A 24,539-nucleotide genomic window follows, 5' to 3' on the forward strand; every position below is an offset into this window, starting at 1 on the left:
TGCGTTTCGGCACAGAAAGATTTAAGAAGTTCTGAAACGATAACTTTCTTCTACAAAACAGACACCATATCATCGCGATGGACAACGGTTTCTGCGGTCGCATAACCGAGAATGGTCGGAATTTCTTGAGACTGATAACCTTGAATTTGTTGTAATTCACTGCTGCTGTAACTGACTAACCCACGGGCGATTTCTTTTCCTTCGGTATCACAGAGGGCGACGGCTTCTCCCGCTTGAAAATCCCCTTCGACTTTTGTGATTCCTGCTGCAAGGAGAGATTTACCCCGATCGCGTATGGCTTTCACTGCTCCATCATCCAAGTATAATTTGCCAACAGGGACTAAACTATAAGCAATCCACCGTTTACGGGCATTTTCCCCTCGCGGTTGGGCTTCAAATTGTGTGCCAATGGGTTCACCCGCTAAAATCTGATGAATATCTTGAGGTCGTCGTCCATTGGTAATAATGGTTTTGACCCCTGCGCCTGTGGCAATCCGAGCAGCGTCTAATTTGGTGACCATGCCACCAGTTCCCCATTGTGAGCCACTTTTCCCCGCTTTACTTTGCAATTCTTCTAATTCTTCTCGCGTGACTACTTTTTTAATTGGTTGTGCTTCTGGGTTTTCTCGCGGATCTGCCGAATACAGTCGATCCACATCAGTTAGCAAAAATAAATAGTCTGCTTCCACTAAACTCGCGACCAGTGCGGACATGGTGTCATTATCGCCGAAGTTTAATTCTTCCACCGCAACGGTATCGTTTTCGTTGACAATGGGAATCACCCCTAAATCAAGGAGAGATTGAAATGTATTGTAAATATTGACGTAAGAAGTCCGTTGAATTAATTCTTGTCGCGTCAGTAATACTTGCGCGATCGGTTGCCGTAATGTGGAAAACAGATCATCATAGATTCGGATTAGTCTTCCTTGCCCGACTGCTGCTACGGCTTGATTTAAGGAGATCGTTCGCGGACGCTCTTTTAAGTTTAATCGTTCACAACCGACCCCAGTTGCCCCCGATGAGACTAAAATCACCCTCATCTCTTGCATACGGAGTTCAGTCAGGGTTTCGGCAAGTGCTGCAATATTGGCGATAGCAAGAGAAGCCGTTTGCGGTTGGGTCACACTGGACGTGCCAATTTTAACAACGATGGTTTGAGGCATAGTGGATGAGGAAGGATTTCAAACAATTAGGGCAATTACCCTGATCTCGCGGATAACTGCCCTAACTTTATCAAGTTTCAATATGTTTAGGGTCTTTATATTGGCTGACCCCATTTGTATCGATTCTTATATTTACATATCTCTTTTTATTACTATTTATTTCTTTATGTTTTTTTTAGATTTAGCTAGATGAAGGTTTGTTAGCGTGGGACGAACCTTGACTTTTATCTTTGATGCTGACTCCTAACCAACGAGAAATTTGCGCTTCCAAACGTCGGATGGGATAACTGCGATCTACAACTGCGGGGTCAACCATCGGTTCTACTAATATTGTAAACATTTGTAAACGATTTCCTGCTAAAACATCGGTAAAAACGCGATCGCCGACCATGGCAATTTGATCGACAGGTAACTGCATTCCTTCTGCTGCTTCTCGCAACCGTTTTCGAGACGGTTTTCTTGCGCCCAAAATATAGGGAAGGTCTAAAGATTTTGCAATCCCGCCAATGCGATTTTCACTGAGGTTATTACTCACCAGCCAAATTTTAGCGACTTGGCGAATTTCTTCTACCCAATTAATTAATTCATCGGAGGCTTGACGAGATCTTAAGGGAACTAAGGTTTCATCCACATCAAGAATTAAACCTTCTAATTGATGTTCTTGGAGGATATCAGCACTAAGATGAACCACAGGTTTTCCTAGCACTAAACTCGGTTGTAATAAATCAGTCCACATTAATTTTGTTATTCGTCATTGGTCATTGGTCATTGGTCACTGGTCACTGGTCACTGGTCATTGGTCATTGGTCATTGGTCACTGTTCACTGGTCACTGGTCACTGATCACTGATTCCTGATTTGTTCGATCATTTGATTAGTATCGGTTGCGGGTTCTAAACAGGTCAAGCCTTTACAAACAAGCGCGATCGCGCTGTCGGGTAAACTCGTTTCAACACGATAGGTACAAGTGGGTAAATATTGATTCATTAGGGCTTGTAATTGTTCGGAAGTCGAACGAACTAAAGTCCCATGCAAATACCAATCCAAACCCGAAAATAATCCTGGACAAGCCTGGGGAGACTTCTCCATAATACTGCTAAAGGCGTTGAGTGTTTTTTCTGCACTGGCGAGATAATCAGTTTGTTCGGTGATTTCAAAAAGTTGAACGAGATTAGCAACCGCAACCCCATTCGCTGCGGGTGTGGCATTATCAATATAAGTTCGTTCTCGTACAATTAAATCGTTACTGTTATCGTTTGCGGTATTAAAATAACCCCCAGTTTCCACACTCCAGAGATATTCATCAAACTCGGCTTGGAGTTGAACGGCTTGGTCTAACCATTGCGGTTGTTCAGGATGACAAGCATGGAGATCGAGGAGTGCTTTAATAAAAAGGGCATAATCTTCTGATTGTGCGGAAACGGTTGCTTTCCCGTTATAGTTGAGGCGATGAAAGCGTCCTTCTACCCATTGATTTTCCCAAATAAAGTTTGTTGCTTTAACCGCACAGTCCCAATAAGTTTTTTCACCAAATACCGCATACGCCCTTGCTAAACCAGAAATCATTAAGCTATTCCAAGCGGTGATCATTTTGGTATCGGTCACGGGAGGAATACGCCCTTCCCAAGCGGTTGTTTTGGCTTCGCTGTTATTTGTCGCTGGGGGAAAGGTAGCAATGGAAGAATTGCCATAACGGGCGTTAAATAGCTTTTTCAGGGCGTTTTTTGCTTCATTTGATAAATTGCCCCCATTTTGCCGTTGTAAGACGTTACTGCCTTCAAAATTGCCCTCTGCGGTGACAGTAAATTCCGATTGCAGGGCTTGTAATTCTTCTGCGGTGAGAAGGGTTTCCAGTTCGCGATCAGACCAGACATAAAACGCCCCTTCTTCGGGTTCGTCGGCTTCGGAGGTGGTAAAGCTATCGGCATCTTGAGAAGCGTAGAAATAGCCTTCGGGTGCAGTCATTTCCCGTTGTAACCATTCTACCGTCTGCGCGATCGCGCTTTTAAATGCAGGTTCTTCAACCCCGCTACTCCACAAGTTCGCTAAATACTCCACGATTTGCCCATTATCATAGAGCATTTTTTCAAAGTGGGGAACTGTCCATGTCCCATCAACCGTATAGCGATGGAAACCCCCACCCACATGATCATAAATTCCGCCGAGAGCCAGATCATAGCCTCGCTGTTGAGCAACATCTTTCGCATCATAGCGCGATTCGTAATTAAATCGGGTTCCCCGTAAAGCGAGTTGTGCATAAGGAATCATGGGAAAACTGGGAGGTGTTCCCCGATGGCTAGTAATTCCCACACCGGTTTCGATTCCTTTGGTTAATAAATCAGAATTGAGATTCGTTTGTGTTTCGGGAAGCGTGGCGGACTGTTGGAGTAAGCCCATCACTTCACTTTTGAAAGTATTAAGTTTTTCTTTTTCTTGGTCATAAAATCGGCGAATCGCTTTGAGAATGTCTAAAAAACCAGGACGACCAAAACGGGGTTCAATGGGAAAATAAGTCCCACCGTAAAAGGGAACGCGATCATCGGGTGTTAAAAAAATATTCAGGGGCCAACCGCCTTGTCCCGTCATCATTTGTAACGCCTGCATATAGATGCTATCGAGATCGGGACGTTCTTCGCGATCCACTTTGATGGGAACAAAGTTATCATTCAAATATTGCGCGATCGCGCTGTCAGAAAAGGCTTCCCCTTCCATGACGGTACACCAGTGACAACTGGAATAACCCACGGAGAGGAAAATCGGTTTATCTTCCGTTTTTGCTTTTTCCAGTGCTTCGGGACACCAATACCACCAATCAATGGGGTTTTCAGCGTGTTTACGAAGATAGAGGCTTTCGGTTTCAGCAAGACGGTTGGTCATTCTATTTGCTCAGAGTGCATCAATTCTCAGTGTGGCATACTGGAGTCAAGCAATCCAAGGCTTTAAGCCTTTTCCTCCCTTAAACTCTTTTTGATTTTTGTTCTTTGGTCACTGATAACCAATCACTTCTGTACCTCAACCGATCAGGAAACGCTATAACATCACCGAACAAATCAAACAACAACTAATTTGTGGTTACGTGATAGACTTTCCCTGACTTTTTGACCTTAAACTCTTCACAGGATTCAAGAAATTTTGTAAATGTTCCTGTTACCTTAATTTCTTTCATCACTGTCGAAACTGAATCCCCATAATAGTCTTTAAAAGCTGTTCCTAAGGTGGTTACAGGAATCGATTTTTTTCCGCTTTCCTTGAGACAAGATTCAACCAGTTCAACTAAGATTTTCTTTAATTCCTCGCGTTTTTTAATTGACTGAGAAGAGGTGATCGTTTGAGTCAGAGTTGTTTTTTGACTTTCAAAAACTGTCGAAACTTTCTTGGTTTTCGGGTGAACGGTAAAGAGATGGGGACGCTCTTCTAAAAATTCAGTAATTTTTTTCCCTAGACTTAACTCTCTTATCAGTTGATTGACGGTGACTTGAAAGCGAGCTTTGAAACGGTTAGAGATTGTAGAAGGAGTCACTTTCTTTTTGGGAAAATTCACTTGCAAATCTTCAATAACGAGCGCGATCGCGCCTTCTAAATCTTCGGCACAGACAATTTTTGTTTTTGCACTCAAAACCTGATCATTATTAGTAAGAAAATCAGCAAGATCCAAATCATTAATATGAGAATTCAGCGTTTTTTCATTAAAGTCTTTTCGGGTGTTTAATAACGCTTCGATTTGAGAGAGTTCTTGAATCTTATCTGTAATTAAATTCTTTTCTTGTTCAATTAGCTGTTCTAGTTTACTCAATAATACTTTCGGATCAGGAATTTCTTGATTTAAATCTAAAGAATAGGCATAAGTTTCTCCAGTGTTACGATTTTCAATTTCTAAGATTTTATTTTGGCGACGCACACGCCACACCTTCAAATTTTGGCTGAGGAGTTCATTACATAAATTAGTGAGTAACCAATCGGAAGAACAAACAAATACTTCTTGTACTCGCGGATAATGAATCCGAATCGCTGATCCTAAAGTCATCATTCTGGCATCAGCACTGTTTTTTCCAACAGGAACATGAACTAAAAAATATCCCCGTTCATACAATTCAAGATCCTGTTTAAGAACCGCTTTTTCACTCCAGTTAGCAAAAGCGAGTTTGATTTGTAAAGGATAATCTGCAAGATTTTTTAAATAGCTTTCTGCTAAAGGGTCTAGTTTTAGATTTTCTAAATCTAAAAGCATCAGACTCATCCCATATTGCAGTGATTGCTGATCCGTTTGTGGTTCTACAAATTGTCGTCCACAATCCTTACAAAGGTAACGTTGCTTTCCTCGGACTCGTCCATTTTTACGATAATTTTTACTATAGCATTGAGGACATTGTAGCATCACATTAAATTATTCAAACGGTTCAAACTGGAGAGAAAAGAAAAGACAATTTAGACAATCCATAAATTCTTAAGATTATCATAGGAAAAGAGCAAAATATAATTGTGGATCATGGCGCGAGATTTAAGAGAGTTTATCAAGCAAGTAGAAGATCGAGGACAACTGCGACGCATCACAGTTCCTGTCGATCCTGAATTAGAAATTACAGAGATCGCCAATCGAATGTTAAAAGCAGGAGGACCCGCCCTCCTCTTTGAAAATGTTAAAGGAGCATCTTACCCCGTCGCCATCAACTTGATGGGAACATTAGAACGGGTGTGCTGGGCGATGAACATGGAAGATCCCCAAGAGTTAGAAGCCTTAGGGATTAAACTGGGGATGCTACAACAACCCAAACCCCCGAAAAAGATTTCGCAAGCGGTTGAGTTTGGAAAATTATTGTTGGATGTAGCGAAAGCAAAGCCAGGACGCGACTTTTTCCCACCCTGTCAAGAAGTGGTAGAAAAAGGAGAAGAAGTCGATTTAACGCAGTTACCGTTGCTGCGTCCCTATCCGGGGGATGCTGGGAAAATTATTACACTGGGTTTGGTCATTACCAAAGATGTCGAAACAGGAACGCCCAATGTTGGGGTTTATCGCTTACAACTCCAGTCTAAAAATACCATGACCGTGCATTGGTTATCGGTACGAGGCGGGGCGAGACATTTACGGAAAGCAGCAGAACAAGGGAAAAAATTAGAAATCGCGATCGCGCTGGGAGTTGATCCGTTAATTATTATGGCAGCAGCCACACCGATTCCAGTTGACCTCTCCGAGTGGCTTTTCGCTGGACTCTATGGCGGATCTGGGGTAAAATTAGCCAACTGCAAAACTGTTGACTTACAAGTTCCTGCCGATTCCGAATTTGTTCTAGAAGGAACAATCACCCCAGGAGAAGTTCTACCAGATGGTCCTTTTGGCGACCACATGGGGTATTACGGCGGTGTGGAAGATTCTCCCCTGATTCGCTTCCAATGCGTCACCCATCGCAAAAATCCCGTTTATCTGACCACGTTTAGCGGTCGTCCTCCCAAAGAAGAAGCCCTCCTCGCGATCGCGCTGAATCGCATTTATACCCCGATTTTACGCGCCACCGTTTCTGAAATTACTGACTTCTTCCTCCCAATGGAAGCATTAAGCTATAAAGCTGCCATTATCTCCATTAAGAAGGCATATCCTGGACAAGCGAAACGGTCTGCAATGGCGTTTTGGAGTGCCCTACCGCAATTTACTTATACAAAATTTGTGATTGTGGTTGATAATGACATTAATATTCGCGATCCCAGAGAAGTGGTTTGGGCAATTTCCTCTAAAGTTGACCCCTCGCGAGATGTGTTTATCCTCCCAGAAACGCCTTTTGATAGTTTAGATTTTGCCAGTGAAAAAATTGGCTTAGGGGGGAGAATGGGCATTGATGCCACAACGAAAATTCCACCAGAAACGGATCATGAATGGGGCGAACCGTTAGAGTCAGATCCTGATATGGCAAAAACAGTGGATCAGCGTTGGGAAGAGTATGGACTCGCTGATATTAGCTTGGAAGAAGTGAATGCCAACTTATTTGGTTATGATATGTCTCAATCTAAAAAATAATTTACTTTAAAAAAGCAAACTCCCCTCAAAAAAAGGGGAGTGCTAATCATGAACCTGGCACCGAGCTATTTTTCCAGACAGTGACCCGTCAAGTATCTTCGCCGCTGCAGCGTTTCACCACCGAGTTCGGGATGGGTCGGGGTGGTTCCACCGCGCCTTGAGCACCAGGAAAGCCTTTCAGTTCTGATTGTCCCGTCAGGGCAGAACCCTCAAGACTGCAAGTCACCAAAGTTTGAGGTCAAGCCCTCGGTCGGTTCGCACGCCTCGGCTTCATCTGTTGCCAGACTTCCACCTAGCGCCGAGCAAACAGGTGTTCTTCCTGTGACCTTACTTCCTTACCAGAATGAGAGCACTCATCTTGAGGTGGGCTTCCCACTTAGATGCTTTCAGCGGTTATCCACTCCGCACTTGGCTACCCTGCGTTTACCGTGGGCACGATAACAGGTACACCAGCGGTGCGTCCTTCCCGGTCCTCTCGTACTAAGGAAGGCTCCTCTCAATGCTCTTGCGCCTACACCGGATATGGACCGAACTGTCTCACGACGTTCTGAACCCAGCTCGCGTACCGCTTTAATGGGCGAACAGCCCAACCCTTGGGACCGACTTCAGCCCCAGGTTGCGATGAGCCGACATCGAGGTGCCAAACCTCCCCGTCGATGTGAACTCTTGGGGGAGATCAGCCTGTTATCCCCAGAGTAACTTTTATCCGTTGAGCGACGGCCTTTCCACTCAGTGCCGTCGGATCACTAAGGCCGACTTTCGTCCCTGCTCGAGTTGTCACTCTTGCAGTCAAGCTCCCTTCTGCCTTTGCACTCTACGGCTGATTTCCAACCAGCCTGAGGGAACCTTGGCGCGCCTCCGTTACCTTTTTGGAGGCGACCGCCCCAGTCAAACTGCCCGCCTGCAGCTGTCCCTTCCCCGGTTCACGGGTTAAGGTTAGAATTCTAGCTGAACCAGAGTGGTATCTCACCGATGGCTCTGGTTTCCCCACGAGGAAACCTTCTTCGCCTCCCACCTATCCTGCGCAAGCTCAGCCCGAACCCCACTTCAGGTTACAGTAAAGCTTCATGGGGTCTTTCTGTCCTGGTGTAGGTAGTCCGTATCTTCACAGACAGTCCTATTTCGCCGAGTCTCTCTCCGAGACAGCGCCCAGATCGTTACGCCTTTCGTGCGGGTCGGAACTTACCCGACAAGGAATTTCGCTACCTTAGGACCGTTATAGTTACGGCCGCCGTTCACTGGGGCTTCGGTCGCTAGCTTCGCCCCGCAGGGCTAACCCACTTCCTTAACCTTCCAGCACTGGGCAGGCGTCAGCCCCTATACTTCCTCTTTCGAGTTGGCAGAGACCTGTGTTTTGGTAAACAGTCGCCTGGGCCTGGTCACTGCGACCAGCTCTCGCTGGTACCCCTTCTCCCGAAGTTACGGGGTGATTTTGCCGAGTTCCTTAGAGAGAGTTTTCTCGCGCCCCTTGGTATTCTCAACCTCCCTACCTGTGTCGGTTTCGGGTACGGGTACTGGCTTTCTTCACAACAATCGCTTTTCTTGGCACTACTTTCAGTGATACGGGAGTCGTAACTCCCTCCCAATCCATTCAGGGCATCACCTATCCTCACGCGTCCCGACGCTGCTCCCACTCAGTAGTTTGGGATTGTTGACCCAATGTCCATCGACTACGCCAATCGGCCTCGCCTTAGGTCCCGACTAACCCTCCGCGGACGAGCCTTCCGGAGGAACCCTTAGGGTTTCGGGGCTTTGGATTCTTACCAAAGTTTTCGCTACTCAAGCCGACATTCTCACTTCTATCTCGTCCACACCTGCTTACCGCTAGTGCTTCTCCCTTGATAGAACGCTCCCCTACCACAGTCCAATACTGTCCACAGCTTCGGTAGATGACTTAGCCCCGTTCATTTTCGGCGCGGGAACGCTTGACCAGTGAGCTATTACGCACTCTTTTAAGGGTGGCTGCTTCTAGGCAAACCTCCTGGTTGTCTCGGCGTTCCTACCTCCTTTCTCACTGAGTCATCATTTCGGGACCTTAGCTGGTGGTCTGGGCTGTTTCCCTCTTGACGATGAAGCTTATCCCCCACCGTCTCACTGGCGAGTTCCCCACTGGTATTCTGAGTTTGTCTCGCTTTGGTACCGCTTTCGCAGCCCGCAGCGAAACAGTGCTTTACCCCCAGTGGCTTATCCTCGCTGCTGCGCCTAAACGCATTTCGGGGAGAACCAGATAGCTCCGAGTTCGATTGGCATTTCACCGCTAACCACAGCTCATCCGCCAACTTTTCAACGTTGGTCGGTTCGGACTTCCACTTGGTACTACCCAAGCTTCCTCCTGGCCATGGTTAGTTCACCCGGGTTCGGGTCAATTACCTGTGACTAGCGCCCTGTTCGGACTCGCTTTCGCTTGGGCTTCGCTGCTAAGACAGCTTAACCGGCCACAGTCTAATTACTCGCCGGCTCATTCTTCAACAGGCACGCGGTCAGACGTTGAATCGTCCTCCCACTGCTTGTAAGCTAACGGTTTCACGTTCTTTTTCACTCCCCTCGCCGGGGTTCTTTTCACCTTTCCCTCGCGGTACTGGTTCGCTATCGGTCACACAGGAGTATTTAGCCTTACCAGGTGGTCCTGGCTGATTCACTCGGGGTTCCACGTGCCCCGGGCTACTCGGGATTCAGCTCCGCTCTCTGCGTTGTCAACTACAGGACTTTTACCTTCTCTGGTGCAGTTTTCAGTTGCTTCGTTTAACGCTTTGAGTCGGGTTTTGCTGTCCCACAACCCCAATCCCCGCAGGGACTGGTTTAGGCTCTTCCCCTTTCGCTCGCCGCTACTGGGAGAATCACTTTTGTTTTCTTTTCCTACGGCTACTGAGATGTTTCAGTTCACCGCGTTCGCTCGTTCCCACCTATTGATTCAGTGGGTCGTGCTTGGGGTTTCCCCATTCGGATACCTACGGCTCAATGCTTGTTTCCAGCTCCCCGCAGCGTTTCGTCGGTTACCACGTCCTTCTTCGCCTCTGTGTGCCGAGGGCTCTTCCGTTAGCTCTTTGTAGCTTGACCTCGGTCTTTGACTTTCTTTGGTGACTATGCAGTTTTCAAGGTTCTGGTCTGGACTAAGAGTCCAGCAGTCGTTAGGGGCTCTAACGGTGCTGATTCTTAGTTTTCTCTGGGCTTTCTCCTCTTCTGGAGATGGAGGTAAGCGGACTCGAACCGCTGACTCCCTGCGTGCAAGGCAGGTGCTCTACCAACTGAGCTATACCCCCCTGATGGGCTATCCTGGACTTGAACCAGGGACCTCACCCTTATCAGGGGTGCGCTCTAACCAGCTGAGCTAATAGCCCAGGTTCCCCAAACCTAGGTGGAAAAGCCTTCTCTCCCACGACCGACCTTGGGAGTTGGTTCTTTCACTCTTACTTCTGTTTCAGAGCTTCGTCCCTTTTGGTCTCCCGATTAAGGAGGTGATCCAGCCACACCTTCCGGTACGGCTACCTTGTTACGACTTCACCCCAGTCACCAGCCCAGCCTTCGGCGCCCCCCTCCAAACGGTTAGGGTAACGACTTCGGGCTTGGCCAGCTTCCATGGTGTGACGGGCGGTGTGTACAAGGCCCGGGAACGAATTCACCGCAGTATTCTGACCTGCGATTACTAGCGATTCCTCCTTCAAGCAGGCGAGTTGCAGCCTGCTATCTGAACTGAGGCCGAGTTTGCTGGGATTCGCTTACTCTCGCGAGCTTGCTCCCCTTTGTCCCGACCATTGTAGGACGTGTGTTGCCCAGAGCATAAGGGGCATGCTGACTTGACGTCATCCTCACCTTCCTCCGGTTTGTCACCGGCAGTCTCCCTAGAGTGCCCAACCTAATGCTGGCAACTAAGGACGAGGGTTGCGCTCGTTGCGGGACTTAACCCAACATCTCACGACACGAGCTGACGACAGCCATGCACCACCTGTCTCCGCGTTCCCGTAGGCACGTCTGAGTTTCCCCAAACTTCGCGGGATGTCAAGCCCTGGTAAGGTTCTTCGCGTTGCATCGAATTAAACCACATCCTCCACCGCTTGTGCGGGCCCCCGTCAATTCCTTTGAGTTTCACACTTGCGTGCGTACTCCCCAGGCGGGATACTTAACGCGTTAGCTTCGGCACGGCTTGGGTCGATACAAACCACGCCTAGTATCCATCGTTTACGGCTAAGACTACAGGGGTATCTAATCCCTTTCGCTACCTTAGCTTTCGTCCCTGAGGGTCAGGTGCGACCCAGTAGAGCGCTTTCGCCACCGGTGTTCTTCCCAATCTCTACGCATTTCACCGCTACACTGGGAATTCCCTCTACCCCTGTCGCCCTCTAGCGCACCAGTTTCCACTGCTCTACCGGAGTTGAGCTCCGACCTTTAACAGCAGACTTGATGCGCCCCCTGCGGACGCTTTACGCCCAATAATTCCGGATAACGCTTGCCTCCTCCGTATTACCGCGGCTGCTGGCACGGAGTTAGCCGAGGCTGATTCCTCAGGTACCGTCAGGACTTCTTCCCTGAGAAAAGTGGTTGACAGCCCAAGAGCCTTCTTCCCACACGCGGCGTTGCTCCGTCAGGCTTTCGCCCATTGCGGAAAATTCCCCACTGCTGCCTCCCGTAGGAGTCTGGGCCGTGTCTCAGTCCCAGTGTGGCTGCTCATCCTCTCAGACCAGCTACCGATCGCTGCCTTGGTACGCTTTTACCCCACCAACTAACTAATCGGACGCGAGCTCCTCTTCAGGCAGAAACCTGTTTCACCTCTCGGCCTATTGGGGATTAGCCGTCGTTTCCAACGGTTGTCCCCATCCTGAAGGTAGATTCTCACGCGTTACTCACCCGTCCGCCACTAAGCCCGAGGGCTTCGTTCGACTTGCATGTGTTAAGCACGCCGCCAGCGTTCATCCTGAGCCAGGATCAAACTCTCCATGTTGAGAGCCTGTGGCTCTAAGTTTTGACAATTGCTTGGCGTTTTTAGCCTTGCTTTCGTCTTTTCCTTCGTTTCTTTAAGAATTCATTGACGTGGAAGCGTTAACGTTATAATGTTAACTTTAGGCTTTTCCAACTATTAAGTTTTTCTAGGTTCAGAGTGCGCTGTCTGGGGCGTTTGTGGTCGCTTCCGTTTCGAGCGCATTAACCAATATAGGGCTTATTTCTCTAAGTGTCAACCCTTTTTCCAAAAAATTTTCTACTTTTTTTCTTTCCCTTGCTGGGGGCGGGTTTCAGCAGCTAAAAAAGTTAGAATAATCAAGACAACCTCTTCAGAGCAGAGACAAGCGGGAAAATTGAGATCATGACACTGCCACCAAATATTCTGATTGAGCCTTTATTACAAGACTGGTTACGGGAAGATATTGGACGGGGCGATCGCGCGACATCAGCCCTAATTGAACCCACTTTAATTCCACAAGAGGCGGTTTGGATTGCTAAACAACCTGGGATCATTGCTGGTTTACCAATTGCAGAAAAAATCTTTCGCTTATTGGGAGAAATCGTCTGGCATCCGCAAGTTAGTGAAGGGGAAAGTTGTCATCAGCAACAGGAAATTTTACGCTGTCGCGCCCAACCCAATACCCTGCTTACTGGAGAGAGGGTTGCTTTAAACCTGGTAATGCACTTGAGTGGGATTGCAACTCTTACCCGTAGCTATGTGGACAAAATTGCTGATTTACCGACGCAGTTAGTTGATACCCGAAAAACAACGCCAGGCTTAAGAGTTTTAGAAAAATACGCGACTCAGTTGGGTGGTGCAGTTAACCATCGCTTTGGTTTAGATGATTCGGCGATGATCAAAGAAAATCATATCCAAGTTGCAGGCGGAGTTAAAAACGCGATCGCGCAAGTTCGTTCTCAACTCCCCTATCCGTTAACCATCGAAGTAGAAACCACGACACAAGCGGAAGTGGAAGCAGCCCTCACCACTGAGGTTGATATCATCATGCTGGATAATATGTCCCCTCAGTTAATGAGTGAAATGGTGCAGTTAATTCGTCGTAGTGGCAAAGCGATTAAAATTGAAGCCTCAGGGAATATTACCCTAGAAACGATTCGGGAGGTTGCAGAAACAGGAGTTGACTATATTTCTACCAGTGCACCGATTACCCAAGCCAAATGGTTAGATTTAAGCATGAAGCTGTTATAACCCCTAGTTTTTAGAAAACAATGTCCGATAGACAGGCTCATTTTGGTTAATGGTACTAATTTCACGTTCAGTCGCCACAGGAAGGGGATTTTCTGAAAGCCAACTCAGGTTTTCTCGAATAAAAGCGGGATGTTGAGCGAAATGACGAGACATTTCTAGACTGACAAACTCTACATCGGATTGTAGAAATACGGTTGCTTGAGATGGGAGATACTCAGCAAGGGCGTTAACCAATTCAGGTTGAACAATTCGTCGTTTCCCATGACGTTTTTTAAACCAAGGATCAGGAAATTGAATCGTTACATACTCAACGGCCTTCTTGGGAAGAGAAGCTAAAATGACATTCAGAGAAATATTAACTTGGCAAAAAAGGTAATGAAGATTGGTTAAAGCCAGTTCATCCCGAATACGGTTGGCTTCGATGACGAGAGGTTCACGAATTTCCAATCCTAAGTAATTATAGTCTGGTTGCACTTGCGCCATTTCTAATAGAAAACGCCCTCTGGCTGCACCAATATCTAAAAAAAATGGCTGGCTAAGATCAGAATAAATCTTTCCCCAATTCGGGAGCGTGGGCGGGGTTTGATATTTTTCACTAAGGGGGTTAACGTGCTGACGAACTCTTACTCTGGGCAAGTTTGATCTCTCCTTAATTCCTAATTTAATGCTTTAAGCGCGATCGCCAGTAACAATATAAGCAACACGCTGTCCAATATTTGTCGCATGATCTGCCATGCGCTCTAAATGACGAATCGTTAATCCTAATAATAAAATCGGTTCAACCACACTATCTATCTTGTTATCTTTAGCCAAAACAGTATAAAGCTCATCATAGGCATCATCCACGATATCATCCATTTGTTTAACTCTCTTTCCTGCTGTCGCATCTAAATCCGCCAAAGCCACTAAACTTGCTGCTAACATCATTTGAGTTTGATGAGACATGGCTGCAACTTCTGATAAACAAGGATGAGGAGGATAAGGAAATAACTTAATGGCAAATTCTGCTAAATCTTGGGCATAATCACCAATACGCTCTAAATCTCGAATTAATTGCATAAATGCACTGATTACTCGTAAATCTGTTGCGACGGGGGCTTGTAATGTCATCAGAGCAGCGCAATCCAATTCAATTTGACGATAATACTGATCAACTTGTCGATCAATATCATCAATTTGTTTTGCTGCTTCCAAATTTTGATGAAAAAGGGCTTCATGACTCAAGCGAAACGATTGTTCAACCAAAGCTCCCATCCGCAAAACATCTTGTTCGATCCGTTTTAAGGAACGGTCAAAGTAAGAATTTCGAGGATCGCCATTATGAGAAGACCAATAACTCAACACATTTGAAGTGGATCGTTGCCACGTAGAAAATTTGACTGATCATATATAGCGCTACTTGAAAAGGGAAAAGGACAAGGTAAGCCATAACTTGTTTTTTTTGATTTCAATCTGCCTTAACCTAAATGAGTAGTGCTATAACACTAAGTTAATCTTTTTTGAGGAAACTTGACAAGCGATAAGATTGCCATTTATTCCTGAGAGTGATCAGTTGAGATCTCTTCTAAACTAACTTTTGGGAGTTCGATTTGTAACCAAGCTCCTCCTGTATCAGGATGATTTTTAGCTTGGATTCTTCCCTCATGAGCCAAAATAATTTGTCGTGTAATGGATAGACCTAGACCTGTTCCTGAGGATTGAAATCCTGTTGTTGAGTGATCAGGAGGATCTTTTTCTTCTGCTGACATATCATTCCCTCGATAGAGGCGATCAAATACTCGTAAAATGTCTGTTTTTGATAAGCCTTGACCTTGATCAATGACATTAATTTGCACCCAATCTTCTGGCTTATTGATGCGATGGGAAGGAAGCAAAACAACATTCACCCAAATGTTACTTTCGGGTGGACTATATTTAATGGCATTATCAAAAAGGTTGAGAAAGACTTGTGTAAGGCGAGAATGATCTGCGGTGATAAATAAGGATTGTTCTCCTTGATAGATGAATTGTAATTGCTTCTGGTCAGCTAAGGGTTTAAGGGTTTCCCAGGCGGAAGTAATCAGAGATTGTAAGGCAAAATATTCGGTTTTTAGGTTTTGTTGGGGTCTTTTTTCGAGTTGAGAAATTTCTAACCAATCTTCAATGAGACGAATGAGCCGATTGGCTTCTTGTAGCATTTGCTCAACCCAACGACTTTCTGGGGGTTGTAGTCTTGTTTGTAGGGCTTCTGCAACCAAACGAATAGAGGTGAGAGGCGTTCTCAATTCATGAGTGAGATCAGAAAAGAGGCGATCTGAACGTTGAGAGAGTTCGACAAGGGGTTGTTGATTTTCTAGGAAGACACCGACCGCACCTTCTGGTAAGGGATAGCTTGATCCTTTCAGCGCGATCGCGATCGTAAAATTCTTTGGGGAAGATTGACCCCTTGTATCCGTTGAAAAATCAGTAGTATGAAAAACCCATTCTTGAATTTGAGGGTGTTGAGTCTTGCGAGTTTCTTCAATAAGTTGGTCCAGTTCATAAGAGCGAACTAACTCTAAGAGTAACCTCACTTGACCTTGTTTCCAGCGATCAAGGCGCAGTAGCTGTCGCGCTTGTTGATTACACCATAGCAACTGATTTTCTTCATCGACTTGGATATAGCCAATGGGAGCAACTTCTATTAAGTCTTGCCAAAGTTCTAATTGATTTTGGAGTTGATCCGCATGGGCTTGGATTCGTAAAATTTCCCGACGCAAGCGATTACTTAAAGGTAAGGAAATATTTTCGGGATGTTGATCCGATAGATCTTTCAGGAGTTGGCGTAATTTTTTTTGTGAGGAGCGTTTTTGCCAGTAACCAATCAGCAATCCAAGGAATAAACCACTAGCAAAGGTAAATAGTATGGTGAGAGTCATGAAAGTTTGAATAATTAATCCTTTCTGTTAAAGGATACTTCTCATCCTCTAAAGTTGAGATTAATTTTCATTCACAACCATTAGGATTAGGATTAACCGAACCGATAGCCAAAACCTCGCACTGTAACAATATATGAGGGGTGAGAGGGATCGGGTTCTAATTTTTCTCGTAACCAGCGAATATGAACATCAACGGTTTTGGTATCACCGAGAAAGTCTGGGCCCCAGATTTGCTCAATGAGTTGTTCTCGTGACCAAACGCGACGAGGAGAACCAATAAAGAGTTCTAGCAGTTTAAATTCTTTGGGTGAGAGGCTAATCTCTTCTCCGCGAACAGTAACGCGACATTCTTGAGGAAACAGGGTAATATCTTGATATTGCAGGACAGGGCTTTGGGGGAAGCTGCTAAACCGTTGTCGTCGTAATAAAGCCCGACAGCGAGCGATAAACTCGGGCATACTAAAGGGTTTGGTAATGTAGTCGTCTGCACCCACTTCTAAGCCTAAAACGCGATCGGTTTCGCTTGCTTTAGCACTTAAAATGAGTACAGGGATAATATTGCCCTGATACCGTAGCCAACGGCAAATATCTAGTCCGTTAATTTGCGGTAACATCAAATCTAAAACAATCAGATCGTAAGGAAACTCTGGACTATTGGGGTCTTCTGCTTGTAAGAGATTAGAAGCAGTTCGTCCATCTGTTGCTATAGAAACTTCATAACCTTCTTCTTTTAGGGAAAGGACGACCATTTCTCGAATTAAGTCTTCATCTTCGACGACGAGAATGCGAGCAGATTGAGTAAATTCCTGACTGGAAGAAGTTTTTGGTATATCAAGAGACAGCATAGAACTCCATTATGTTTTAGATACTCTAGCCAACATATATCTCAAAATGGGACATTTTAGGGAAAATATTTGTTTTTTAAGGTTTAAAGTGGATTTATAGTGCTACGCGCTGGGGAAGGGAAAGGGTAAGCCATGACTTGTTTTTTGATTTCAATCCGTCAAAAACCCGAATCAGTAGTGCTATAACTAGAGAACATTCAATTGAATCGCTTATGTTACTGCATTTACAGACTTGGCAGGAAGTTGAACAGTATTTAGAACAATCCCGAGGAATGATTATTCCCATTGGTTCAACGGAACAACACGGACCAACAGGATTAATTGGAACGGATGCCATTTGTGCGGAGGTAATTGCTAAAGGAGTGGGAGAAAACACAAATGCTTTGGTTGCACCAACGATTAATGTTGGTATGGCTCTTCATCATCTCGCGTTTCCAGGAAGCCTCAGCTTACGCCCGACAACTTTAATTCAAGTTGTTCAAGATATCACTTCTAGTTTAGCGTCTTCTGGGTTTCGGCGATTCTTTTTTATTAATGGTCATGGTGGAAATATTGCCACCTTAAAGGCTGCTTTTTCTCAAACCTACGCCCATCTTGCGGATTTAAATTTACCAGAAGCGGATCAAGTTTATTGTCAAGTTTCTAATTGGTTTATGTGTCGTGAGGTTCGTGAGTTAGCCAAAGAATTATATGGCGATGAAGAAGGATCGCACGCCACTCCTAGTGAAGTAGCACTCACCCAATATGCTTATCCAGAGGCGATTAAGTCCGCTCATCTTGAAAAAGAGGTAGCTTCAGGACACCCCATTTACAGTGCTGAAGATTTCCGTCGTCATTATCCTGATGGGAGAATGGGATCGAATCCTGCACTTGCGACCCCTGAACAGGGGAAACAGTTCTATGAAAGGGCGGTAAAGGCTTTGAGTGAGCAGTATTTGAAGTTCTTGAACAGTTAGGTAAGTGACTAACCCAATCACTGAACATTAATTGACATTCCTGTTGATTATCTTCGATTAGTCCAGTCATCAATTATTCTTCTTCATCCCCTTCGCCGTAACGAGGTTGGGAGGGAATAGCAGCAACGATCGCGTCAAGGACGGTACTAACAGTAATAATTTCAATCCCTAGATCGGGTAAACTTTGCCCCTTGGGAACGATCGCGCGTTGAAAGCCTAATTTCGCAGCTTCTTTAATCCGCAGTTCTAATTGTGACACTAATCGCACCTGCCCCCCTAACCCCACCTCACCAATCAAAGCCGTCCTTGGATCCACCACGCGATCGCGAAAACTCGCCACAACCGCCACCGCCACCCCTAAATCAGCAGCTGGTTCTTCCACCCCTAAACCACCCGCCGTTGCTACATAAGCATCTAACTTAGAAAGCGGAACCCCCACTCGTTTTTCTAACACTGCTAAAATCTGTTGGAGACGGTTATAATCAACCCCAGTGGTTGCCCGCCTAGGAGAGGTATAACTGGTGGGACTCACTAGAGCCTGCAACTCGACTACAATGGGTCGTGTGCCTTCGCAAGCAACCACAATGGCAGTTCCAGGGACAGATTCATCCCGATTCCCCAAAAATAATTCTGAAGGATTTTCCACCTCTCGCAAGCCATGATCAATCATTTCAAAGACCCCGATCTCATGAGTCGCCCCAAAGCGGTTTTTCACAGATCGGAGAAGCCGATGAGACGCATAGCGGTCTCCTTCAAAATAAAGCACCGTATCCACTAAATGTTCTAACACTCTTGGTCCGGCGATCGCGCCTTCTTTGGTAACATGACCGACAATCAACAAGGTCACATTTTCCCGTTTTGCCACTTGCATTAACGCTGACGTACATTCCCGCACCTGCGCCACCGAACCAGGTGCAGAACTTAAAGAAGCAAAGTAAAGGGTTTGAATACTATCAATAATCGCTAACATGGGTTTAAGTGATTCAATTTCCCGTAAAATTTCTTCTAAATCCGTTTCCGCTAAAACATAAAGATTGTCATGACTGAGACTTTTCGGCGTGTGACCATTACTATCAGCAGCAGCGTTTTTTTCTTCCGTGGGCATATCCGTTAATCCTACCCCCAAGCGCGAAGCCCGTAACTTCACTTGTTGTCCCGATTCTTCTGCTGATACATAAAGCGTACGCTGCGTGTGTGCGGTTTGGTTTGCCACTTGTAACAACAAGGTTGATTTACCAATTCCGGGATCACCGCCAATCAAAACCAAAGAACCTGGAACAATCCCCCCACCCAACACCCGATCCAACTCAACATATCCTGAGGGAAAACGAGGCTGTTCATCATCTTGAATTTGAGAAAATTTTAAGGAAATCCGAGGCTTAGGGGGTTTATTTTTATTAACAGAAGTGGGATATTTATTAGACTGCCATCCACTGCGAGAATTTCCGCCAACTGAGGTGACCTGTTCTTCCTCTAGAGTGCCAAATTCTCCACAACCCGAACACTTACCAAACCATTGGTTATGTTCTGTGCCACAAACACTGCAAACATGGATTATTTTTGCTTTAGACATTTTAAGTTAATATTAATTTGTTTTCTTCAATTTGTTTTAAATTGTTACGATATACTTTTACAGTTTGTAAACCTAAAACCAATCTTAGGAATCGATTATTTTCGACAATAAGAGATAACTTAGTCTCTAGGAATCTCTTTCTCAAGGATATTCTAGAAATAGAAAGACTAATCAAAACCATTTAGGATCAACAACTGGTCGAAAAATAAGGAGTGTTGAGAAATTTGGAAAATCATAAAGAAAAAATTTTAGTCGTTGACGATGAAGCTAGCATTCGTCGTATCCTCGAAACTCGTTTGTCCATGATTGGCTACGATGTTGTAACAGCAGCAGATGGTGAAGAAGCCATTGCTACTTTTAACGAAAATCATCCTGATCTGGTTGTTTTAGATGTAATGATGCCAAAACTGGATGGTTATGGGGTGTGTCAAGAACTCCGCAAAGAATCTGACATTCCCATTATCATGCTAACTGCACTGGGAGATGTTGCTGACCGCATTACAGGGCTAGAATTAGGCGCGGATGACTATGTGGTCAAACCGTTTTCTCCCAAGGAGTTAGAAGCCCGTATCCGTTCGGTATTAAGACGAGTGGATAAAGAGGGAATGTCAGGGATTCCCAGTTCTGGCGTAATTCAGGTGGGTTCAATTAAAATTGATACCAACCGCCGTCAAGTGTATAAAGGAGACGAACGTATTCGCCTTACGGGAATGGAGTTTAGTTTGCTAGAACTGATGGTGGGTCGGTCTGGGGAAGCCTTTTCTCGGTCTGAGATTTTGCAGGAAGTGTGGGGTTATACCCCTGAACGTCATGTGGATACCCGCGTGGTGGATGTGCATATTTCTCGGTTACGCGCCAAACTGGAAGATGATCCCAGTAACCCAGAATTAATCTTGACTGCTAGAGGAACGGGTTATATGTTCCAGCGTGTGACTGAGGTTGGGGAGGAAAAATCTCAATGATCGATTGTTTATGAAGACTTCTGATCCCAATCGGATTTTACGCCTTTTGCCCCTCCTTGTTGGGGGGCTAGGGGGAACTTTTTTGCTGATTAATCGCCTGCTCACTCTTGAGTTAACTTCATCGCAAGCGCGATCCGATGCCATTGGAGTTTTACTCAGTGCGATTTTGATTTTAGTGGGACTGCTTTGGCAACGGGTGCAACCGCGTTCTCCTGAGGCGGTCGAGTTAATCGGAGAAGAAGGGTTTGAGTTGGCTTCCGATTTATCAGAAGACGCAAAAACAGAACTGGCGTGGGCAACTCATTTATTGTTAACCAATACGCCAGCGCGATCGCTGCTGGTTTATTATCAAGGTGAAGTTTTACTTCGGCGAGGAATCTTAGGCAAAAAAGCAGAAGTGACTCCAGGCAATATTCTGCAACGAGTTTTAGAAAAACAAAAACCGGTTTATCTGGTTAACTTAAACTTATATCCTGGAAAAATTGAATTTGACTATCTTCCTGAGAATGCACAAGCCCTGATCTGTCAGCCGATCGGGAAGGAAGGGGTTTTAATAGTTGCAGCTAACGCCCCCCGAAGTTACACCAAACAAGATGAAACTTGGGTAGAAGGAATTGCGGATAAATTAAGCTATACGCTGTCTCAGGCAAAAGCAACAACCAGTCATTAAGATGAGATAGAAGAGGGTATCTTTCCAGTTAAAAGATAATCATTTCCCAATTGTTCCCAAGTGATTTCTTCGAGTTGCAAGGCTTCTGTCATCTGCTTAAAGTCTAGATCTCCGACTGGTGTTGGTGCAGTCACGCCACCAATAATTTTCGGGGCGATAAACGCTAAAACTTTTTGTACTGCGCCCTCTTTGATCGCTTTTGCAGCAAGCGTTCCCCCACATTCCCATAACACTCTTGCCAATCCCCGTTCATAAAGGTATTTCATGACAGCAGAAGGAGTTAATGGCGATACTTGCAACACTTCTACTCCTTGCTTTTCCAATTGCTTTGCTTGCTGGACATTTTCAGTTTCACTTAAGACCAGTGTTGCTGCTTCATCGGTTTGAAAAATATGAGCTTCTGGTGATAGATCTAAACGGCGAGTCATTACAATTCGTAATGGATTCTGTTTGGTTAATTGATGAGTGGTTAAATAAGGATTATCTTGACGGACTGTATTCCCACCAACAATCACCGCATCACATTGAGACCGTTCTTGGTAAACTCGATTCCGTGCAGGAATATCCGTTACCCAAGCACTATGTCCCACAGTGGTTGCAATTTTCCCATCTAAAGTCATGGCATATTTAAAGATCCCAAAGGGACGTTGATAGAGAATGCGATGGATAAAACCCGCATTGAGTTCGCGACATGCTTTTTCTTCTACCCCCACTAAAACAGAAATCCCTGCTGCTTCCAGTTTTTGTCTCCCACCAGAAGCGTTTGCGTTAGGATCTGACATACCAATAATGACTTTTTTAATCCCCGCTTTAATGACTGCTTCCGAACAAGGGGGAGTGCGCCCATAATGATTACAAGGTTCTAAATTGACGTATAAAGTTGCTCCCCTTGCATTTTCTCCCGCTTCACGTAAGGCAAAAACTTCGGCATGGGGTTGACCGATACTGGGGTGGTAGCCTTCACCAATAATTTTTCCATTCTGGACAACGACTGCACCAACTAAAGGGTTTGGTGACGTTTTTCCAATTCCCTGACGGGCAAGCTGCAGACAGCGTTGCATCATCGCTTGATCAAAAGGAGTACCAGTTGCAGTGGGGGCAGTTAAATTGTCCATTGGGTCAACTAAAGAGTGTGATAGTTTGCTGTTTGCGGTGAGGTCTATAAGTTTTTTTAATGCTAAAATCAAGAAAAACACTAGAAAACTTATCTAAAAATTGTTAAGGTAAAGGAGCTTCGCAAAAATGTCTCCTCCAAAGTACAAATTTTATGGTTTTAGAAACTATACCAAAAACGGCATCTTTTTCGGAAAAATGTGTACAGGGTAGCAGATTACACCTCCCTAAGAGTAAGGAATCGGCTGCGACCCTTGGTCAGGTACTGACGGTATTTTGTGATTTTGATGGCCCACTTGTTGATGTTTCGGATCGTTACTACAACACTTATCAAATTGCTTTGGATCGAACCTGTCACTATTATCGAGATGATCAGTTCAACTTGATACCCACTCCTTTAACAAAAGAACAGTTTTGGCAGATGAAACAAGAACGGGTTTGTGATCAGGAAATTGCCTTACGTTCTGGTTTGCAACTTCAACATATTCCTTATTTTGTCGAACAAGTTAGGGCAATTGTCAATGAACCATTTTTGTTAAGGAAAGATAAGTTTCATCAGGGGGTTAATTGGGCTTTAGCCCTGCTGCACTCGCAAGGAGTCCGTCTTGTCGTAGTTACCTTACGTTGTCAGGAACAAGTTACTCAATTATTAAGAAATTATGGCTTACTGCGATTGTTGAGCGGGGTTTATGGAACGGATGATGAAACTGCTGCTTATCCCAATAATATTGAACTGAAAACTGCCCTTTTGAAGCAAGCACTAGCCGAACAAGGCAATGAGCACGTTTGCATGGTGGGGGATACAGAAGCCGATGTTTTAGCAGCGCAAGCCTTAGGCATTCGCGCGATCGCGCTGACTTGTGGCATCCGTAGCCATAACTATCTTCAACAATTTGAACCTGATCATATTGAAAGCAACCTTTTAAATACCGCGCACCGCATTGAAGAACTTTGTCTCAATTAATCTTCTTCGAGTCGTTGCCAACAGTAATTTAAAGGATAGTACACCACAGGAGCCCATAAACTGCTCAGCAGTGCCGAAACAATGGCAATTTGCTGGTGTTGTGTCCAAATCGAAACTAGACGTGAAAAATCAAATAGCGTATATTGGGCAGCAGTAAACGTTTCCGCTACAACTGCCATGGCAAAGACAATCAGTGAAATGGACACAAAGTCCTCTTGAATATATTTCTCTTTGTCAATACGTCCAGTTAAAAAACCGACGAGGGCTAGGCTAAACAGATGAGATGGACTAGAAAGGGTCATGCCATCTTGAATTAATCCTGCAGCTATTCCCGCGATCGCGCCTTGCCAAGGTTGCCGTTTAATGCTCCAAGAAACCACCCAAATTAATAACCAATTTACCCCTAACCCTAATAAAACCGTCCCTGGTAAGCGAGTCGGTAATAATAAGGCACAACCAATCAGAGAAGTTACGGTCAATAAGCAATTCAGATAATAGCGTTGGGTTTGGGATAAAGAGTCAATTGGCAACACAGCATCAAATGGGGAAATTAGAATTAATAGTCTAGAGACGTTTCAGGAAACGCCTCTAATTTTGAATCAAGTTAATCAGTTAACGCTTTGAATAGAACCTCTGATAAGCTGGTGTTACCCATTTCTGTCATGGTGATCGTATCGACAATATCAAACTGTGCTCCCGCATCCAAAAGCTGATCATCAAGAGCTTTCAGATATGCAGTGACTTTTGGATCTTCTCCCACTTGAATTAAAGAGATTCCTAACTCATCCTCTCGATCCACGCGACGGGAGGTTTCAATGATTAAACGCATCACTCCTTTGCGGTCTTCTGGTTCGCCATCGGTAATGATCAGAAAAGTTTCCCCGTTGGGTTTAGCCGTTCCCGCAGCTTTGCGCTGGAAATAGTTTTCTAGTGCGTGTTGTAAAACGCCGTATAAGTTGGTTTTCCCCATCGGATCATTTTCGGCGTAAATTTCATTCACCTTATCTGAGGTGACATGATCGTAACGCTTAAATCGACTGGAAAATAAATAAACGGTAATGCCATCGGGATCATAGGTTTCACATTCTTTAGCAAGGGCATAAGTTGATTCTTTGGCCACCTCCCAACGGGATTTTCCACTCGGTTGATCTTGAGTGGACATACTCTGACTTTTGTCAATGAATAGTGTGTAATCGCGATCGCGAATTAAAGCATTTTCTTCCACGGCTCAATTGTCCTCACGTT

At 45.1% G+C, this 24,539-nt stretch carries 18 protein-coding genes, 2 tRNA genes and 3 rRNA genes; 6 read left to right on the forward strand and 17 right to left on the reverse strand.

The window, feature by feature from the left end:
* Positions 1 to 50: 50 nt before the first annotated feature.
* The 4 genes from proB to PCC7418_RS15375 form a co-directional block, all read right to left on the reverse strand.
* Entirely contained in the window at positions 51 to 1,163 is a 1,113-nt protein-coding gene (gene proB / locus PCC7418_RS15360) for a glutamate 5-kinase (RefSeq protein ID WP_015227107.1), read from the reverse strand.
* A 181-nt stretch (positions 1,164 to 1,344) separates the two neighbouring features.
* On the reverse strand, positions 1,345 to 1,899 hold the full coding sequence (locus tag PCC7418_RS15365) for a YqeG family HAD IIIA-type phosphatase (protein WP_015227108.1): 555 nt from the start codon (positions 1,897 to 1,899) through the stop codon (positions 1,345 to 1,347).
* A gap of 106 nt (positions 1,900 to 2,005) precedes the next feature.
* Positions 2,006 to 4,039 carry a thioredoxin domain-containing protein gene (locus PCC7418_RS15370; protein WP_015227109.1) on the reverse strand — a complete coding sequence of 678 codons (2,034 nt, stop codon included), beginning with the start codon at positions 4,037 to 4,039 and terminating at the stop codon, positions 2,006 to 2,008.
* A gap of 184 nt (positions 4,040 to 4,223) precedes the next feature.
* Complete coding sequence (locus PCC7418_RS15375) at positions 4,224 to 5,537, reverse strand: hypothetical protein (protein WP_041596288.1); 1,314 nt, start codon at positions 5,535 to 5,537, stop codon at positions 4,224 to 4,226.
* 111 nt (positions 5,538 to 5,648) lie between these two features.
* Between PCC7418_RS15375 and PCC7418_RS15380 the strand changes: the two genes are divergently transcribed.
* Positions 5,649 to 7,169: a UbiD family decarboxylase gene (locus tag PCC7418_RS15380; protein WP_015227111.1), complete on the forward strand. Its 1,521-nt coding sequence runs from the start codon at positions 5,649 to 5,651 to the stop codon at positions 7,167 to 7,169.
* Positions 7,170 to 7,221: 52 nt separating this feature from the next.
* On the opposite strand, the gene rrf is transcribed toward PCC7418_RS15380, so the two are convergent.
* From rrf to PCC7418_RS15405, 5 genes are all read right to left on the reverse strand, one after another.
* A 5S ribosomal RNA gene (gene rrf, locus PCC7418_RS15385) occupies positions 7,222 to 7,338 on the reverse strand.
* Positions 7,339 to 7,403: 65 nt separating this feature from the next.
* A 23S ribosomal RNA gene (locus PCC7418_RS15390) occupies positions 7,404 to 10,226 on the reverse strand.
* A gap of 130 nt (positions 10,227 to 10,356) precedes the next feature.
* A tRNA-Ala gene (locus PCC7418_RS15395) sits at positions 10,357 to 10,429 on the reverse strand.
* Positions 10,430 to 10,433: 4 nt separating this feature from the next.
* Positions 10,434 to 10,507, reverse strand: a tRNA-Ile gene (locus PCC7418_RS15400).
* A gap of 110 nt (positions 10,508 to 10,617) precedes the next feature.
* Positions 10,618 to 12,105 (reverse strand): 16S ribosomal RNA (locus PCC7418_RS15405).
* The 16S, 23S and 5S rRNA genes sit together here with 2 tRNA genes alongside, the layout of an rRNA operon.
* 360 nt (positions 12,106 to 12,465) lie before the next feature.
* Between PCC7418_RS15405 and nadC the strand changes: the two genes are divergently transcribed.
* Complete coding sequence (nadC, locus tag PCC7418_RS15410) at positions 12,466 to 13,314, forward strand: carboxylating nicotinate-nucleotide diphosphorylase (protein ID WP_015227112.1); 849 nt, start codon at positions 12,466 to 12,468, stop codon at positions 13,312 to 13,314.
* A gap of 3 nt (positions 13,315 to 13,317) precedes the next feature.
* On the opposite strand, the gene trmB is transcribed toward nadC, so the two are convergent.
* The 4 genes from trmB to PCC7418_RS15430 all read right to left on the reverse strand — a co-directional run bounded on the left by trmB (position 13,318) and on the right by PCC7418_RS15430 (position 17,056).
* Positions 13,318 to 13,950 (reverse strand): tRNA (guanosine(46)-N7)-methyltransferase TrmB, encoded by a 633-nt coding sequence (gene trmB, locus PCC7418_RS15415; RefSeq protein WP_015227113.1) that lies wholly within the window; start codon positions 13,948 to 13,950, stop codon positions 13,318 to 13,320.
* A 33-nt stretch (positions 13,951 to 13,983) separates the two neighbouring features.
* A complete protein-coding gene (gene phoU / locus PCC7418_RS15420; protein WP_015227114.1) occupies positions 13,984 to 14,658 on the reverse strand; it encodes a phosphate signaling complex protein PhoU in 675 nt (224 codons plus the stop codon).
* Positions 14,659 to 14,846: 188 nt separating this feature from the next.
* Positions 14,847 to 16,211: a cell wall metabolism sensor histidine kinase WalK gene (locus PCC7418_RS15425; protein ID WP_015227115.1), complete on the reverse strand. Its 1,365-nt coding sequence runs from the start codon at positions 16,209 to 16,211 to the stop codon at positions 14,847 to 14,849.
* 92 nt (positions 16,212 to 16,303) lie between these two features.
* Positions 16,304 to 17,056, reverse strand: coding sequence for a response regulator transcription factor (locus tag PCC7418_RS15430; RefSeq protein ID WP_015227116.1), 753 nt, complete (start codon positions 17,054 to 17,056; stop codon positions 16,304 to 16,306).
* Positions 17,057 to 17,268: 212 nt separating this feature from the next.
* On the opposite strand from PCC7418_RS15430, the gene PCC7418_RS15435 reads away from it, so the two are divergent.
* The gene (locus PCC7418_RS15435; protein WP_015227117.1) at positions 17,269 to 18,012 is read left to right on the forward strand and encodes a creatininase family protein; all 744 of its coding nucleotides are present in this window, start codon (positions 17,269 to 17,271) and stop codon (positions 18,010 to 18,012) included.
* A gap of 73 nt (positions 18,013 to 18,085) precedes the next feature.
* On the opposite strand, the gene radA is transcribed toward PCC7418_RS15435, so the two are convergent.
* On the reverse strand, positions 18,086 to 19,585 hold the full coding sequence (gene radA, locus PCC7418_RS15440) for a DNA repair protein RadA (protein WP_015227118.1): 1,500 nt from the start codon (positions 19,583 to 19,585) through the stop codon (positions 18,086 to 18,088).
* Between the two features lie 224 nt (positions 19,586 to 19,809).
* Between radA and rpaB the strand changes: the two genes are divergently transcribed.
* Complete coding sequence (gene rpaB, locus PCC7418_RS15445) at positions 19,810 to 20,547, forward strand: response regulator transcription factor RpaB (RefSeq protein ID WP_015227119.1); 738 nt, start codon at positions 19,810 to 19,812, stop codon at positions 20,545 to 20,547.
* A gap of 10 nt (positions 20,548 to 20,557) precedes the next feature.
* Positions 20,558 to 21,217, forward strand: coding sequence for a cofactor assembly of complex C subunit B (locus tag PCC7418_RS15450; protein WP_015227120.1), 660 nt, complete (start codon positions 20,558 to 20,560; stop codon positions 21,215 to 21,217).
* Here the strand turns inward: PCC7418_RS15450 and ribD are convergent.
* The gene (ribD, locus tag PCC7418_RS15455; RefSeq protein WP_015227121.1) at positions 21,214 to 22,332 is read right to left on the reverse strand and encodes a bifunctional diaminohydroxyphosphoribosylaminopyrimidine deaminase/5-amino-6-(5-phosphoribosylamino)uracil reductase RibD; all 1,119 of its coding nucleotides are present in this window, start codon (positions 22,330 to 22,332) and stop codon (positions 21,214 to 21,216) included. The two genes, PCC7418_RS15450 and ribD, sit on opposite strands and share 4 nt — an antisense overlap.
* Positions 22,333 to 22,484: 152 nt before the next feature.
* On the opposite strand from ribD, the gene PCC7418_RS15460 reads away from it, so the two are divergent.
* Positions 22,485 to 23,294 (forward strand): HAD family hydrolase, encoded by an 810-nt coding sequence (locus PCC7418_RS15460; protein WP_015227122.1) that lies wholly within the window; start codon positions 22,485 to 22,487, stop codon positions 23,292 to 23,294.
* Here the strand turns inward: PCC7418_RS15460 and mreD are convergent.
* Complete coding sequence (gene mreD, locus PCC7418_RS15465; RefSeq protein ID WP_015227123.1) at positions 23,291 to 23,827, reverse strand: rod shape-determining protein MreD; 537 nt, start codon at positions 23,825 to 23,827, stop codon at positions 23,291 to 23,293. The two genes, PCC7418_RS15460 and mreD, sit on opposite strands and share 4 nt — an antisense overlap.
* Before the next feature lie 71 nt (positions 23,828 to 23,898).
* Positions 23,899 to 24,519, reverse strand: a complete 621-nt coding sequence (locus PCC7418_RS15470; RefSeq protein WP_015227124.1) for a VWA domain-containing protein — start codon at positions 24,517 to 24,519, stop codon at positions 23,899 to 23,901.
* Positions 24,520 to 24,539: the final 20 nt, after the last annotated feature.

The organism is Halothece sp. PCC 7418, from assembly GCF_000317635.1.
In the GTDB taxonomy this organism is placed as follows: domain Bacteria; phylum Cyanobacteriota; class Cyanobacteriia; order Cyanobacteriales; family Rubidibacteraceae; genus Halothece.